The following is a 14,217-nucleotide window of genomic DNA, read 5'->3' as shown; positions in this document are numbered from 1 at the left end:
TGCACAGTCGTCGGCCTCAGCAGCTGATGGTGACGAGTGTGCAGATCTCGCCGAGGACGGGGGCGGACGGGGTCAGCGGACGAGCTGCTTGTCGCCGGGCAGCCGCAGCCGGGGCAGGCCGAGCACGTGCTGGGCGATGATGTTCTTGAAGACGTCGGTCGTGCCGCCGTAGGTCGCCGTCCCCTGCGCGAACCGGTGCTGGGCCTCGATGACGCCGTCCTCGATCGCCCCCTCGCCGCCGTGCGCGACCAGCGCCTCCGGCCCGACCAGGTCGACGAGCTCGGCGACGCCGTCGATGAACGACAGCGAGGCCTTGACCCGGCCCATCGGGTCGGGGGTGACGATCGCCGCCTCCGTCTGCACGAGCAGCCGGCCGAACCGGTCGAGGAACGCCGGGTCCTCGGCCACGGGGGTGCCGTCGGGCCGGCGGGCCTGCCGGGCCCAGCGGGCGGCGGCGTCCAGGGCCCGCTCGAAGGCGCGCGTGTACCCGCGGCCCATCGAGACGTCGGACAGCCCGTCGCCGCGGCCGGCGCCGTGCTCCTCGTCGAGCGGGCCGCGCAGCACCGCCCACCCGCCGTCCACCGGACCCAGCCGGTAGCGGTCGGAGACGTGCACGTCGGTGTAGAAGACGGCGTTCGTGCGCTCGCCGCCGTAGGTGCGGATCGCCTGGATCTCCACGCCCGGGGAGTGCAGCGGCACGAGGAACATCGTCAGGCCCTTGTGCTTGGGCGCCTCGGGGTCGGTGCGGGTGATCAGGAACGCGTACTGGCAGTTGTGCGCCCCGGTGGTCCACAGCTTGGAGCCGTTGAGCACCCACTCGTCGCCGTCCCGGACCGCCCGCAGGGTCGTGCCGGCGATGTCCGAGCCGCCCTCGGGGTCGCTGTAGCCCAGGCAGAACCGCACCCGCCCCGCGGCGACCTCCGGCCGCAGCTCGGCGACCAGCGCCGGGTCGCCGTGCTGCTCGACCGACGGCCACACGCCCGCCGTGGTCCCGGACGTCACGAACGGCACCCGGTGCCGGGCCAACTCGAGGGAGAGGATCCGCTCCTCGACCCGACCGAGCCCGGCGCCGCCGTGCTCGACCGGCCAGGAGGGGAACAGCCAGCCCCGCTCCCCCAGCGCCAGGTGCACGTCCTCGTCGAAGCCGTCGCCGGTGCGCCGCTCCCGCTCGTGCACCTCCTCGGTGACGATCGCGTCGAGGACGGCGCGGACCTCCGCCTGGAAGCGCTGCTGCTCCGGCGTCAGCTCGAGGGGCGCGAAGTCCACCTCAGCGCACCCACTGCTTGCTGCCGGGCAGGGTGAGCCGCGGCAGGCCGAGGACGTGCTGGGCGATCATGCCCTTGAAGACCTCGGTCGTCCCGCCGTACGTGGCGGTGCCCTGCGCGAACCGGTGCGCCTCCTCGATGACGCCGTCCTCGATCGCGCCGTCGGCGCCGTGGGCGAGCAGCGCCTCCGGGCCGACCAGGTCGATGAGCTGCGCGATGCCGTCGATGTAGGCCAGCGACCCCTTGTTGCGGCCCATCAGGCCGGGGGTCACGTGGCTGGCCTCGGTCTCCACGACCAGCCGGCCGAGCGCGTCGAGGAAGGCCGGGTCGTCGGCGACGAGCGTCCCGTCGGGGCGGGTGGTCCGCTTGGCCCAGCGGGCGGCGGCGTCGATGGCCCGCTCGAAGAAGCGCGTGTAGCCGACCCCCTGGGCGATGTCGGCCAGGCCGTCGTCCGGGCGGCCGGCGCCGTGCTCGGCCGACAGCGGCCCCTGCAGCGTCGCCCAGCCCGCGTTGACGTCGCCCATCCGGTACAGGTCGGAGACGTGCACGTCGGTGTAGTAGACGGCGTTGGTGCGCTCGCCGCCGTAGGTGCGGATCGCCTGGATCTCCACGCCCGGGGAGTCCAGCGGCACGAGGAACATCGTCAGGCCCTTGTGCTTGGGCGCCTCGGGGTCGGTGCGGGTGATCAGGAACGCGTACTGGCAGTTGTGCGCCCCGGTGGTCCACAGCTTGGAGCCGTTGAGCACCCACTCGTCGCCGTCCCGGACCGCCCGCAGGGTCGCCCCGGCGATGTCCGAGCCACCCTCGGGATCGCTGTAGCCCAGGCAGAACCGCACCCGCCCCGCGGCCACCTCCGGCTTGAGCCGCGCCGCCAGCTCCGGGTCGGCGGACAGCTCGACGGCGGCCCACACCAGGCCGGTCGTGCTGTGGGTGACGTAGGGGACCCGGCGGCGGGCGATCTCCAGGGCGAGGATCCGCTGGCAGACGCGGTCCAGGCCGGCGCCACCCTCCTCCACCGGCCAGGCGGGGAAGAGCCAGCCCCGCTCGCCCAGCGCGAGGTGCACCCCCTCGTGGAAGCCGTCGCCGGTGACGCGCTCGTGCTCGTGCACCTCCTCGGTGACGATCTCGTCGAGGAAGGTGCGCACCTCCTTCTGGAACTGCTCCTGCTCGGGCGTCAGCTCGACGGTGCCGAAGTCCATGTCGTCGTCCCCTCTCAGACCGCGGCCAGCAGGGCGGCGGCGACGGCGCGGCGGTCCTGGCCGGGGTCTCCCCCGAGGACGCTCCAGCCCTTCGCGCGCAGGAAGAACAGGCTGATGTCGGCCTCGATCGTGAAGCCGAGACCGCCCTGGACGTGGGCGCCGATCCAGGCGGCCTCGGTGGCGGCGTGCGCGGCGTGCACGAAGGCCGCCAGCGGCAGCTCCGGCCGGGTCTGCGGCTCGTGGGTGGCGTACCAGGCGGCCTTGAGCACCAGGTTGCGGGCGCCGGCGATCTCGGTGACGACGTCGGCCAGCGGGAAGGCGACGCCCTGCAGCGCGCCGATGGCCACCCCCAGGGTGCGCCGGGTCTTGGCGAACTCGACGCCCAGGTGCAGCGCCGAGTCGGCGATGCCGACGAGCGCGGCGGCGGTGAGCAGCTTCCACTCGGCGACGGCGGCCCGGAACAGCGCCTCGGCCTCGGGGCCGGTCGCCAGCACGGTGCGCTCGCCGGCCGCGGGGTCGAACCAGGCCAGCGGCGTGGAGCCCTGGTTGGGCACGTGCGCGGCGGGCTCGGCGAGGGTGTGCAGGGCCAGGCCGTCGACCGACCAGGCCAGCACGTCGCGGGAGATCGCCGCGTCGGGCACGAGCTGCCGGTTGCCGCCGACGACGGGCTGCAGGGCGAGGGTGACGACCCGCTCGCCCTCGGCCGCCGCGGTCAGCAGCTCGCCGGCCCCCCCGGCGCGGGCGAGCAGCCGCGAGGCGACGACGTGCGAGACCAGCGGGACCGGCGCGACGACCTTGCCCAGCTCCTCGGCGACCAGCACGACATCGACGAGCGTCGCGTCGTCGCCGCCGACCGCCTCGGGCAGCGCCATCGAGGTCGCGCCCATGGCGACCAGCCGCTGCCACAGGTCGGCGTCGAAGCCGAGCGGCTCCGCGTCGCGCACCAGCGAGGAGGGGACCTCCTTGGTGAAGAAGTCGCCGAACCCCTCGCGCACCGCCTGCTGGTCCTCGTTCAGGCGGAAGTCCTGGCGCCGCAGCTCGAATCGTTCCATGTCTGTAAATGCATCACACGAGCGGCGCGGCGGACAAGAGTCCCGCGGCGGGTCGCGCGAACGACGAGGGCCCGCGTCCCGCCGGGCGGCGGGGCGCGGGCCCTCGGGGACGGTCGGGGGCTACAGGCCGGGGAAGAAGAGCGCGACCTCGCGCGCGGCCGACTCCGGGGAGTCCGAACCGTGCACGATGTTGCTCTGCACCTCGAGGGCGAAGTCGCCGCGGATGGTGCCCGGCGCGGCCTTGACCGGGTCCGTCGCGCCGGCCAGCGCGCGGAACGCCTCGATGGCCCGCGGCCCCTCGACGACCAGGGCCAGCAGCGGGCCGCCGGTGATGAACTCGACCAGCGAGGGGAAGAAGGGCCGCTCGCGGTGCTCGCCGTAGTGCTCCTCGGCGGTCTCCCGGGACAGCGTGCGCAGCTCGGCGGCGACCAGGCGCAGGCCCTTGGCCTCCAGGCGGCTGATCACCTCGCCGACCAGGCCGCGGGCGACGCCGTCGGGCTTGACGAGGACGAGGGTGCGTTCGGTCACGGAGCGGGAGCCTAGCGGGGCGCCCCCCACCGGCCCGGACGACGGCCGCCGGCACCGCCGGGGCCGTGCACATCGACGACGAGCTCGTCGCGCCGGCGAGCGAGGGCGCGGTCACCTCTTCCCGCTACGGTCGGGCCCGCCGCCGTCCGGTGGCGCCCGACGCACGTCCCGCCCCGGCCTCACGGAGGGAACCCCGCGTGCCCGTCGACCTCGCGCTCACCACCGACTCCCGCTGGACCGACGACACCGCGGACCTCGCGGCCGCCGCCGGGAAGGCCGGGTTCGCCGGGATCGGGCTGCCGCCCGACCGCGTGCTGGCCCCCGGGGTCCCGGACGCCCTGGCGGCCGCCGGGGTCCGCTGCACGGAGCTGATGGCGCTCATGGTGTCCCGCAACGCGGAGCGCACGCTGGCCTCCGCCCGGCGCCTGGCCGAGGCCGCGGCCGCGGTGGGCGCCCCCTGGGTGCTCACCGTCCCGGCCGCGCCGCCGTCGGCCGAGGCCGCGGCGCTGCTGGGGAGGTGCGCCGACGTCGTCGCCGAGGCCGGGGCCCGGCTGGCGATCGAGTTCAGCCCGCTGGGCGTCGTCACCTCGATCGCCGCGGCCCGCGAGCTCGCCGCCGCGGGCGACCCCGGGCGCACCGCCGTCATGATCGACACCTGGCACTTCTCCCGCGGCGACAGCACCTGGGCGCAGCTGGAGCGGATCCCGCTCGAGGAGATCGCCTACCTGCAGTTCAGTGACGCCCCGGAACCGGTCGGCGACGACGGATTCGCCGAGACGATGGACCGCCGCGCCTGGCCCGGCGAGGGCACCTTCGAGCTCGAGCGGTTCGCGGCCACGCTGCTCGACCGCGGCTGGGCCGGGACGGTGAGCGTCGAGGTGCTCAACGCCGAATACGCCCGGCTGCCGGTGGCCGAGTTCGCGCGCGCCGCCCACGACACCACCGCCCGGTACTGGAGCTGAGGACCCATGCTGTTCGGAGTGCACCTGGGCTCGGTCAACCCCGGGCTCTGGACCGCCGTCGCCGAGGAGGCCGACCGGCTGGGCTTCGAGTCGGTGTGGGTGCCCGAGCACCTGGTCATCCCCGTCGGCTCCACCGGCAGCCCGCACGCCGGCGCCGAGCACCCGCCGATCCCGGCCACGGTGCCGGTGTTCGACGCGATGGGCGTGCTGTGCCACCTGGCCGCCCGCACCGAGCGGATCCGGCTCGGCACGAACGTCTACAACATCGGCCTGCGGCACCCGTTCGTCACCGCCCGCGCGGCGGCGACCGTGGACGTGCTCTCCGGCGGCCGGCTGGCCTTCGGCATCGGGGCCAGCTGGCTGCGCGAGGAGTGGGAGGCCGTCGGCCTGGACTTCGACCGCCGCGGTCCCCGCGTCGACGAGGCCATCGCGGTGTGCCGCCGGCTGTGGAGCGAGGACGTCGTCGAGCACTCCGGCGAGTTCTTCTCCTTCCCGCCGGTCGCCTTCGAGCCCAAGCCGGTGCAGCGGCCCGGCCCGGCGCTGCACATCGGCGGGGACGGCGCCGCGGCGCTGCGCCGGGCGGCGACCGTGGGCACCGGGTGGATGCCGATGAACCACGCCCTCGCCGACCTGCCCGCCTCGCTCGCCCGGCTGACCGAGCTGGCCGACCGCGCCGGCCGGGAGACCCCCGTGGAGGTCACCCTCAACGGCGACCCGGCCACGCCCGCGGACGTCGAGCCCTACGCGGCGGCGGGCGGAACCCGGCTGATCGTGCGGCCGTGGCGGCGCTCCAGCCAGGCGATCGACGGGCTGCGCCGGTTCGCCGACGAGGTGCTCGGCCCCTGCGCCGACCTGTAGCGGAGTCGCTGGGGAACGGTTTCCGTTCCCGAGCGACTCCGCTCAGCCCGCGGGCGGGGCCTCGCCGTCGTCCCCGCCGGGCACCGCCGGCTCGGCGAACGGCGAGCCCAGCAGCTCCTTGCGCACCTGCAGCAGGTAGAGCCAGATCAGCAGGAAGACCCCGCCGACGACGAACATCACGCTGTTGAACAGGCCGGTGAGCAGCAGCGGGACCTGCAGCACCGTGCCGGCGACCAGTCCCCACGGCCGGCGCTGCACGCCGCTGGCCAGGATCAGCACCACGGCCAGCACCAGCAGCACGGTGAGCCGGAAGCCGGTCAGCCCCTCGCCGCTCTGCGCGATGCCGCGCGGCACGAACAGGACGGCGATGCCCTCCAGCAGCAGCACCGCCGCGGCGGACCCGCGCAGCGCCTTCGCCGCCCGGACCGGGTCGGGGGCCGTCACGACCGGCCGCCGAGCAGCGTGCGCGCCTCGCCGGCGGTGATCACGCTCCCGGTGACCAGGACGCCGGAGCCGCCGAGGGCGTCGTCCGGCCCAGCCTCGGCCAGCTCGATCGCCTCGGTGATCGCGTCGGGCAGCCGCGGCGAGACGCTCACCCGGTCGGCGCCGAAGACGTCGACGGCCAGCGCGCCGAGCTCGTCGGCCGGCATCGCCCGCGGCGAGGTGTGCTGGGTGACCACGAGCTCGGCGCACAGCGGCTCCAGCGCGGCCAGCATCCCGGCGACGTCCTTGCCGCGGACGCAGGCCACGACGCCGACCAGCCGGGTGAAGTCGAAGGACTCCCGGATCGCCTCGACCGTGGCGGCCATGCCGGCCGGGTTGTGCGCGGCGTCGACCAGCACCGTCGGCGAGGTGCGCACCCGCTCCAGCCGGCCGGGAGAGCGGACGGTGGAGAAGGCGCCGCGCACCGTCTCGACGTCGATCGGGCCGGTGCCGGCGCCCGCGCCGAGGAACGCCTCGACGGCGGCCAGCGCGGTGGCGGCGTTCTGCGCCTGGTGCGCCCCGAACAGCGGCAGGTACACGTGGTCGTACTCGCCGCCGAGGCCCTGCAGCCGCAGCTGCTGCCCGCCGACGGCGACCTTGCGCTCGAGCACCCCGAACTCGGTGCCCTCGCGGGCGACCACGGCCTCGACCTCGACCGCGCGGCGGACCAGCGCGTCGAGCGCGCCCGGCTGCTGCGCCGAGAGGACGGCGATCGAGTCCGGCTTGATGATCCCGGCCTTCTCCCCCGCGATCGTCGCGACGTCGGGGCCGAGGTACTCGGCGTGGTCCAGCGCCACCGGCGTGACGACGGCGACCCGCGCGTCGACGACGTTCGTGGCGTCCCACCGGCCGCCCATGCCCACCTCGACGACGGCGACGTCGACCGGCGCGTCGGCGAACAGCGCGTAGGCCAGGCCGACCATCACCTCGAAGAACGACATCGGGTGCTCGCTGCCGGCGTCGACCATCTGCACGTAGGGCGCGATGTCCTCGTAGGTCTCCACGAAGCGCTCGGCGCTCACCGGCTCGCCGTCGAGCACGACCCGCTCGCGCATCGACTGCAGGTGCGGGCTGGTGAACCGGCCCACCCGCAGCCCGAACCCGCGCAGCAGCTCGTCGACCATCCGCGCCGTCGTCGTCTTGCCGTTCGTGCCGGCCACCTGGACCACCGGGAACGCCCGGTGCGGCGACCCGAGCAGGTCGACGAGGGCGTTGATGCGCGTCAGGGAGGGCTCGAGCCGGGTCTCGGGCCACCGCGCGAGCAGGGCCTCCTCGACGCGGGCGAGCGCGGCTGCTGCTGCGGGTGGCACGGCGCTGCTCATCCGTCCCAGGATGCCAGCCGGGCGGTTCCTAGACTGAGCCCCATGGCCCTCGACTCCGCGATCCCCGACACCCCTGCCGCGGGAGCGACCGTCGACGTACCCGAGAAGCCGACGCTGGACGGACTCGAGGAGAAGTGGACCGCCCGCTGGGCCGCCGAGGACACCTACGCCTTCGACCGCGCGGCCGCCCTGGCCGCGCCCCGCGAGCAGGTCTACTCGATCGACACCCCGCCGCCGACCGCGAGCGGGTCGCTGCACGTGGGGCACGTGTTCAGCTACACCCACACCGACATCGTCGCCCGCTACCAGCGGATGCGCGGCAAGCACGTCTTCTACCCGATGGGCTGGGACGACAACGGCCTGCCCACCGAGCGGCGGGTGCAGAACTACTACGGCGTCCGCTGCGACCCGTCGCTGCACTACGACCCCGACTTCACCCCGCCGGAGAAGCCCGGCAAGGACCAGCGGCCGATCTCCCGGGGCAACTTCGTCGAGCTGTGCGAGCGGCTGACGGAGGAGGACGAGAAGGCCTACGAGCAGCTGTGGCGGCGGGTGGGCCTGTCGGTGGACTGGAACATCGTCTACCGGACGATCTCGGCGTCGTCCCGGGCCACCGCCCAGCGGGCGTTCCTGCACAACCTCGAGCGCGGCGAGGCCTACGCGCAGGAGGCGCCGACCCTCTGGGACATCACCTTCCGCACCGCCGTCGCCCAGGCCGAGCTCGAGGACCGGGAGCGGCCCGGCGCCTACCACCGCGTCTCCTTCTCCGGCCCCGAGGGCCCGGTGTTCATCGAGACCACCCGGCCCGAGCTGCTGCCGGCCTGCGTCGCGCTGGTCGCCCACCCCGACGACGAGCGCTACCAGCCGCTGTTCGGCCGGACCGTGCGGACGCCGCTGTTCGGCGTCGAGGTGCCCGTGGTCGCCCACCGCCTGGCCGAGCCGGACAAGGGCTCGGGCATCGCGATGATCTGCACGTTCGGCGACCTCAACGACGTCACCTGGTGGCGGGAGCTGCAGCTGCCCACCCGCGCGGTGATCGGCTGGGACGGCCGGTTCGTGGCCGAGGCGCCGGACGGCGTCCCCGCCGACGTGTACGCCGAGCTCGCCGGCAAGACGTCGTTCAGCGCCCAGCAGCGGATCGTGGAGCTGCTGCGCGAGTCCGGCGACCTGCACGGCGAGCCGAAGACGATCACCCACCCGGTGAAGTTCTACGAGAAGGGCGACCGCCCGCTCGAGATCGTGACCACGCGGCAGTGGTACATCCGCAACGGTGGCCGGGACGCCTCCCTCCGCGACGCCCTGATCGCGCGCGGCCGGGAGATCCAGTGGGTGCCCGACCACATGCGGCACCGCTACGAGAACTGGGTCGAGGGCCTCAACGGCGACTGGCTGATCAGCCGCCAGCGGTTCTTCGGTGTGCCGTTCCCGGTCTGGTACCGGCTGGACTCCGAGGGCGAGCCGGACTACTCGGCGCCGCTGCTGGCGCCCGAGTCGGCGCTGCCGGTGGACCCGACCTCGGACGTGCCGGAGGGCTTCGACGAGTCCCAGCGCGGCGTGCCCGGCGGGTTCATGGCCGACCCCGACGTGATGGACACCTGGGCGACGTCGTCGCTGTCGCCGCAGGTGGCCTCCGGCTGGGACACCGACCCCGAGCTGTTCGCGCACGTCTTCCCGATGGACCAGCGGCCGCAGGCGCACGACATCATCCGCACCTGGCTGTTCTCCACCGTGGTCCGCTCGCACTTCGAGTTCGACGCGGCGCCGTGGTCGCACGCGACGATCTCCGGCTTCGTCGTCGACCCCGACCGCAAGAAGATGTCGAAGTCCAAGGGCAACGTCGTCACGCCGATCGACGTGCTCGAGCGCTACGGCACCGACGCCGTCCGCTGGCGGGCCGCCGGTGCGCGACCGGGCGCGGACTCGCCGTTCGACGAGGCGCAGATGAAGGTCGGCCGCCGGCTGGCCATGAAGATCCTCAACGTCGGCCGGTTCGTGCTGGGCCTGGGCGCCTCGTCCGCGCAGACCGCGGACGCCGTCACCGAGCCGATCGACCGCGGGCTGCTGGCCGGCCTCGCGGCGGTGGTCGAGGAGGCCACCGCGGCGATGGAGGCCTACAACTACACCCGCGCGCTGGAGGTCAGCGAGGCCTTCTTCTGGTCGTTCTGCGACGACTACGTGGAGCTGGTGAAGTCCCGCGCCTACGGCGACGACGACGCCGCCCGGTCGGCGCAGGCCGCGCTGGCGGTGGCGCTGTCGGTGCAGCTGCGGCTGTTCGCGCCGGTGCTGCCGTTCGTCACCGAGGAGGTCTGGTCCTGGTGGCAGGCCGGCTCGGTGCACCGCGCCGCGTGGCCGGCCGCGGCGGAGCTGCCGGCCGGCGGCGACCCGGCCGTGGTCACCGTGGTCGCCGAGGCGCTGGCCGCGGTGCGCAAGGCGAAGTCGGAGGCCAAGCAGTCGATGCGCGCCGACGTCGAGTCCGCGACGGTGACCGCCCCGGCCGAGCAGGTCGAGCTCGTCGAGGCCGGCCGCGCGGACCTGGCGGCGGCGGGGCGGATCGCGTCGCTGTCGGTGGTCGCCGGCGAGGAGCCGCTGTCGGTCGACGTCGTCCTGGCCCCGGCCGCCGAGGGCTGATCCCGGGCTACCGGGAGAGGGCCCGCCCGGCCCTCTCCCGGGCCCTGCGCCCGACGCGGGAGAGGCGTCGGTGGCCGCGCTCCACGGCGCGCTCGGTCCTGTGCTTGAGGCGCCAGAACCTGTGGACGCCGAAGACGAGCAGTCCCAGCGGCGCGAGCAGGAGCAGGACCGGCGAGACGAGGACGGCCAGCAGCAGGAGGACCAGGGCGAGGAGCACGCCGACGGTCCCCGCGAGGGAACGAGCAGCGTTCATGCCGGCAGGGTGCGCCCGGACCGGCCGGTCCGCTCAGGCGGCGTCGTCGCGCGCCCAGGACGGCGCCGGGCCCATCCCGAGCCGCCAGCGCGCCGCCTCCTCCGAGGGGCTGTACCGGCCGAGGGTCAGGCGGAGCACGCGCAGCTGCGCGCGGGTGAGGGCGAGCTGCCCGGCGCTCAGGCTGGTGGTGCTCCGGCCCGGGACGCCGGCGCAGCCCGCGACCGCCGGGGAGACGACGTGGGCCGCGGCGGCCGCGAGGCCGCGGTAGACCAGCCGCTCGGGCGGGCTCAGGCCGGGCGGGGCGGCGAGGAACTGCCGCAGCTCCGCCGGCACGGGCTCGAGCTGCGGGCGGTAGGCGGCCAGGGCGTCGGCGAGCTCGGCCGCCGTCCCCGGCAGGTCGGTGGCGCCCAGCGCGGTGGCGGCGCGGGCCCACTCCCCCACGTAGGCGTCCGGCCAGTTGCGGCCGAACCGCGGGGTGAGGTCGGTGCCGACGGCCTGCTGGGCGGCGAGGAACGCGTCGGTGAAGGCCAGGTGCACCCAGCGCAGCAGCGCCGGGTCGGACGCCGAGTAGGGCCGGCCGCCGACCCGGCCGCGGACCCGCGTGTGCATGCCACGCACCCGCGCCGCCTCCCGCTCGGCCAGCTCCGCCGAGCCGAAGGTGCTCACCACCAGCCAGCGGGCGGTGCCGGCCAGCCGCTTCCACGGGTCCTCGCGGTAGGCCGAGTGCCGCTGCACGCCGGCCAGCGCGAGCGGGTGCGCGGCCTGGCCCAGCAGGGCGGCGACCCCGCCGACGAGCGTCGACAGGTCGCCGTGCACCCGCCAGACGACACCGTCGGGCTCGAACCAGCCGGGTCCGGTGCCGACGCGGGCGATGTCGCGCACCCACTCCGGCGCGCCGGTCGGGTCGCCGGAGACGCGGGCCCGGAAGGCCTCCCGCGCCTGCTCGGGCAGCGAGGTGAGCACGCGCACGTCCCCGACTGTGCCACGCCGGGTTGCACCCCGCCGGTCGTCAGCGTGGCGCTGTGTCCGGCTCTGCCAGCCGCCGTGGCGGTGGTGCCGCCCCGGCGAGCCCGGGGCGTTGTCCCCGTACCGGCCACTCCTGGCGCGCAGGTGGCCGGAACAGGGACAACGCCTTCGGCCCGCTGTCCACAGATCCCCGAGCCGGGCCCCGCACCTCGGCCGATCACCCCAGGCTCGCCGGGTGCACGACCTCCGCCGCCTGCTCGGTCCCACGGGGACGACGTCGACGTCCCGCCTCTCGGCCGCCACCAGCGCGCGCAGCGTCGGCCGCTGGCTGACCGCCGGGGACCTCGTCCGGCTGCACCCGGGGTGGGTGACCGTGCCGGACCTCGCCGACGACTGGTCGGTCCGGGCCCACGCCGCGACGGGCTATGCGGGCGGCCCGCTCAGCCACCTGAGTGCGCTGTCCGCGCTCGGCGTCGTCGACTTCGAGGCGACCCGGCTGCACGTCACCGTGCCGCCGGGCCGGCGCGTCCGGAGCTCGCGCGAGCTGCGGGTGCACCGCAGCCGCGTCCCGGTCGCGGCCGTCCGGGTCCGCGGGCTCCGCGTGACACCGCTGCCGCGGTCACTGGTGGACGCGTGGGGGGAGGCGCACCGCCGTGCCGCGGTGCGCGGGGCCGACGCCGTCGTCCGCGGGGTCCTGCTCCAGGCCGCACGGGAGGGCTGGGTCACCACCGCGGCCGTGACGGCGGAGCTGGCCGCCCGCCCCGAGCTCCCGGGCCGGGCGGCGCTGGTCCGGCTGCTCGAACTGGTCGACGACGGCTGCCAGAGCGAGCTGGAGGTGTTCGGTGTGCTGCACGTGCTCGACGTGCCCGGGCTCCCCCGCGCCACCCAGCAGCACCGGGTCGTCCTCCCGGGCGGAACGGTGGAGCTCGACGCCGCGTGGCCGGAGGTCCGGCTCGCGGTCGAGCTGGACGGCGCGGCGTTCCACGGGAGCCGGGAGCAGCGGGAGCGCGACCTCGTCCGGGACGCCGCCCTCGCCGCCACCGGCTGGCTGGTGCTGCGCTTCAGCTACCGCCGGCTGACCCGGGATCCCGAGGGGTGCCGCCGCCAGATCGCCGCCGTGTACCGGCAGCGGCTCGGCGTTGGCCCGTGAGCGGCCAGGACGAGGCCGGTCGTGGCCGGCGACGGGGCAACGCTCGCCACCGAGCCCCTCGACGCGGACGAGCCCGCCCCCGGTGTGGGGACGGGCTCGTCGAGGCGTGCGGAGGGCGGCTAGGCCGACTTCTCGCGGGGGGTGCGGGCCGGCTTGCGGGGCACGATCGTCGGGTTGACGTGCTCCAGCACGACCTCCTTGGAGATCACCACGGAGGCGACGTCGTCGCGGCTGGGCACCTCGTACATCACCGACTGCAGCACCTCCTCCATGATCGCGCGGAGCCCGCGGGCGCCGGTGCCGCGGAGGATGGCCTGGTCGGCGATCGCCTCGAGGGCGTCGTCGGTGAACTCCAGCTCCACCCCGTCGAGCTCGAACAGCCGCCGGTACTGGCGCACCAGGGCGTTCTTCGGCTCGGTGAGGATGTTGATCAGCGCCTCGCGGTCCAGCTTCTGCACGGCGGTGATCACCGGGAGCCGGCCGATGAACTCGGGGATCATCCCGAACTTCAGCAGGTCCTCCGGCATGACCTCGGAGAAGACGTTGGACTCGTCGACCTCGGACTTGCTGCGGATCTCGGCGCCGAAGCCGATCCCCTGCTTGCCGACCCGGGCCTCGATGACCTTCTCCAGCCCGGCGAAGGCGCCGCCCACGATGAACAGCACGTTCGTCGTGTCGATCTGGATGAACTCCTGGTGCGGGTGCTTGCGCCCGCCCTGCGGCGGCACCGAGGCGGTGGTGCCCTCGAGGATCTTCAGCAGCGCCTGCTGCACGCCCTCGCCGGAGACGTCGCGGGTGATCGACGGGTTCTCGCTCTTGCGGGCGATCTTGTCGACCTCGTCGATGTAGATGATCCCGGTCTCGGCCCGCTTGACGTCGTAGTCGGCGGCCTGGATCAGCTTGAGCAGGATGTTCTCGACGTCCTCACCGACGTAGCCGGCCTCGGTGAGCGCGGTGGCGTCGGCGATCGCGAAGGGCACGTTGAGCATCCGCGCGAGGGTCTGCGCCAGGTGGGTCTTGCCGCACCCGGTCGGACCCATCAGCAGGATGTTGGACTTGGCCAGCTCGACCGACTCGTCACGGGTGCCGCCGCCGGCCTGCACCCGCTTGTAGTGGTTGTAGACGGCGACGGCCAGCGCCCGCTTCGCCGTCTCCTGGCCGATGACGTACTGCCCGAGGAAGTCGTGGATCTCCTTGGGCTTGGGCAGCTCGTCGAACTTCAGGTCCGAGGACTCCGAGAGCTCTTCCTCGATGATCTCGTTGCAGAGGTCGATGCACTCGTCGCAGATGTAGACCCCGGGGCCAGCGATGAGCTTCTTGACCTGCTTCTGGCTCTTCCCGCAGAACGAGCACTTGAGCAGGTCGCCGCTCTCACCGATTCGTGCCACCTGCTGACCTCCACCTCGGGGAATCGGGTCCGACGGTCGGAGGACCCGCTGTGTTGCTGGACTGCCCGTGCTCGACCCCGCTGACGGTGCTCCGCGAGGTGCTCCTCCCGGCGCTGCCGGCCGGGGATCGGGCGCTGGTCGACCGTACCCGCCGGTCCCGACG

The 14,217-nt window shown here is 74.6% G+C and carries 13 protein-coding genes; 4 read left to right on the top strand and 9 right to left on the bottom strand.

Annotated elements, in window-relative coordinates:
• Window positions 1-72: 72 nt before the first annotated feature.
• The 4 genes from ACI79F_RS05270 to ndk all read right to left on the bottom strand — a co-directional run bounded on the left by ACI79F_RS05270 (window position 73) and on the right by ndk (window position 4,044).
• Window positions 73-1,266 carry an acyl-CoA dehydrogenase family protein gene (locus tag ACI79F_RS05270; RefSeq protein ID WP_456543910.1) on the bottom strand — a complete coding sequence of 398 codons (1,194 nt, stop codon included), beginning with the start codon at window positions 1,264-1,266 and terminating at the stop codon, window positions 73-75.
• A gap of 1 nt (window position 1,267) precedes the next feature.
• Entirely contained in the window at window positions 1,268-2,464 is a 1,197-nt protein-coding gene (locus tag ACI79F_RS05265; protein ID WP_456543911.1) for an acyl-CoA dehydrogenase family protein, read from the bottom strand.
• 14 nt (window positions 2,465-2,478) lie between these two features.
• Window positions 2,479-3,516: an acyl-CoA dehydrogenase family protein gene (locus ACI79F_RS05260; protein ID WP_456543912.1), complete on the bottom strand. Its 1,038-nt coding sequence runs from the start codon at window positions 3,514-3,516 to the stop codon at window positions 2,479-2,481.
• 120 nt (window positions 3,517-3,636) lie between these two features.
• Window positions 3,637-4,044: a nucleoside-diphosphate kinase gene (gene ndk / locus ACI79F_RS05255; protein WP_456543913.1), complete on the bottom strand. Its 408-nt coding sequence runs from the start codon at window positions 4,042-4,044 to the stop codon at window positions 3,637-3,639.
• A gap of 197 nt (window positions 4,045-4,241) precedes the next feature.
• On the opposite strand from ndk, the gene ACI79F_RS05250 reads away from it, so the two are divergent.
• Complete coding sequence (locus tag ACI79F_RS05250; protein ID WP_456543914.1) at window positions 4,242-5,006, top strand: sugar phosphate isomerase/epimerase family protein; 765 nt, start codon at window positions 4,242-4,244, stop codon at window positions 5,004-5,006.
• Window positions 5,007-5,012: 6 nt separating this feature from the next.
• A complete protein-coding gene (locus ACI79F_RS05245) occupies window positions 5,013-5,864 on the top strand; it encodes an LLM class F420-dependent oxidoreductase (protein WP_456543915.1) in 852 nt (283 codons plus the stop codon).
• Window positions 5,865-5,906: 42 nt separating this feature from the next.
• Here ACI79F_RS05245 and ACI79F_RS05240 read toward each other — a convergent pair whose 3' ends face one another.
• Window positions 5,907-6,308, bottom strand: a complete 402-nt coding sequence (locus ACI79F_RS05240; protein ID WP_456543916.1) for a DUF4233 domain-containing protein — start codon at window positions 6,306-6,308, stop codon at window positions 5,907-5,909.
• Window positions 6,305-7,669 (bottom strand): bifunctional tetrahydrofolate synthase/dihydrofolate synthase, encoded by a 1,365-nt coding sequence (gene folC / locus ACI79F_RS05235; protein ID WP_456543917.1) that lies wholly within the window; start codon window positions 7,667-7,669, stop codon window positions 6,305-6,307. Before folC ends, ACI79F_RS05240 begins: the two co-directional genes overlap by 4 nt.
• Before the next feature lie 42 nt (window positions 7,670-7,711).
• Between folC and valS the strand changes: the two genes are divergently transcribed.
• Complete coding sequence (valS, locus tag ACI79F_RS05230; RefSeq protein WP_456543918.1) at window positions 7,712-10,297, top strand: valine--tRNA ligase; 2,586 nt, start codon at window positions 7,712-7,714, stop codon at window positions 10,295-10,297.
• A 7-nt stretch (window positions 10,298-10,304) separates the two neighbouring features.
• Here the strand turns inward: valS and ACI79F_RS05225 are convergent, their stop codons facing one another.
• Window positions 10,305-10,550 (bottom strand): hypothetical protein, encoded by a 246-nt coding sequence (locus ACI79F_RS05225; RefSeq protein WP_456543919.1) that lies wholly within the window; start codon window positions 10,548-10,550, stop codon window positions 10,305-10,307.
• 33 nt (window positions 10,551-10,583) lie between these two features.
• Window positions 10,584-11,519, bottom strand: a complete 936-nt coding sequence (locus ACI79F_RS05220; protein WP_456543920.1) for an oxygenase MpaB family protein — start codon at window positions 11,517-11,519, stop codon at window positions 10,584-10,586.
• Window positions 11,520-11,751: 232 nt separating this feature from the next.
• Here ACI79F_RS05220 and ACI79F_RS05215 point away from each other — a divergent pair, with 232 nt between their 5' ends.
• Complete coding sequence (locus ACI79F_RS05215) at window positions 11,752-12,666, top strand: DUF559 domain-containing protein (protein WP_456543921.1); 915 nt, start codon at window positions 11,752-11,754, stop codon at window positions 12,664-12,666.
• Window positions 12,667-12,785: 119 nt separating this feature from the next.
• Here the strand turns inward: ACI79F_RS05215 and clpX are convergent, their stop codons facing one another.
• Window positions 12,786-14,054, bottom strand: a complete 1,269-nt coding sequence (clpX, locus tag ACI79F_RS05210; RefSeq protein ID WP_456543922.1) for an ATP-dependent Clp protease ATP-binding subunit ClpX — start codon at window positions 14,052-14,054, stop codon at window positions 12,786-12,788.
• Window positions 14,055-14,217: the final 163 nt, after the last annotated feature.

This window comes from Blastococcus sp. SYSU D00868 (genome assembly GCF_054050575.1).
The sequence above is the reverse complement of the archived record's forward strand: the minus strand, read 5'-3'. Positions and strand labels throughout refer to the sequence as shown.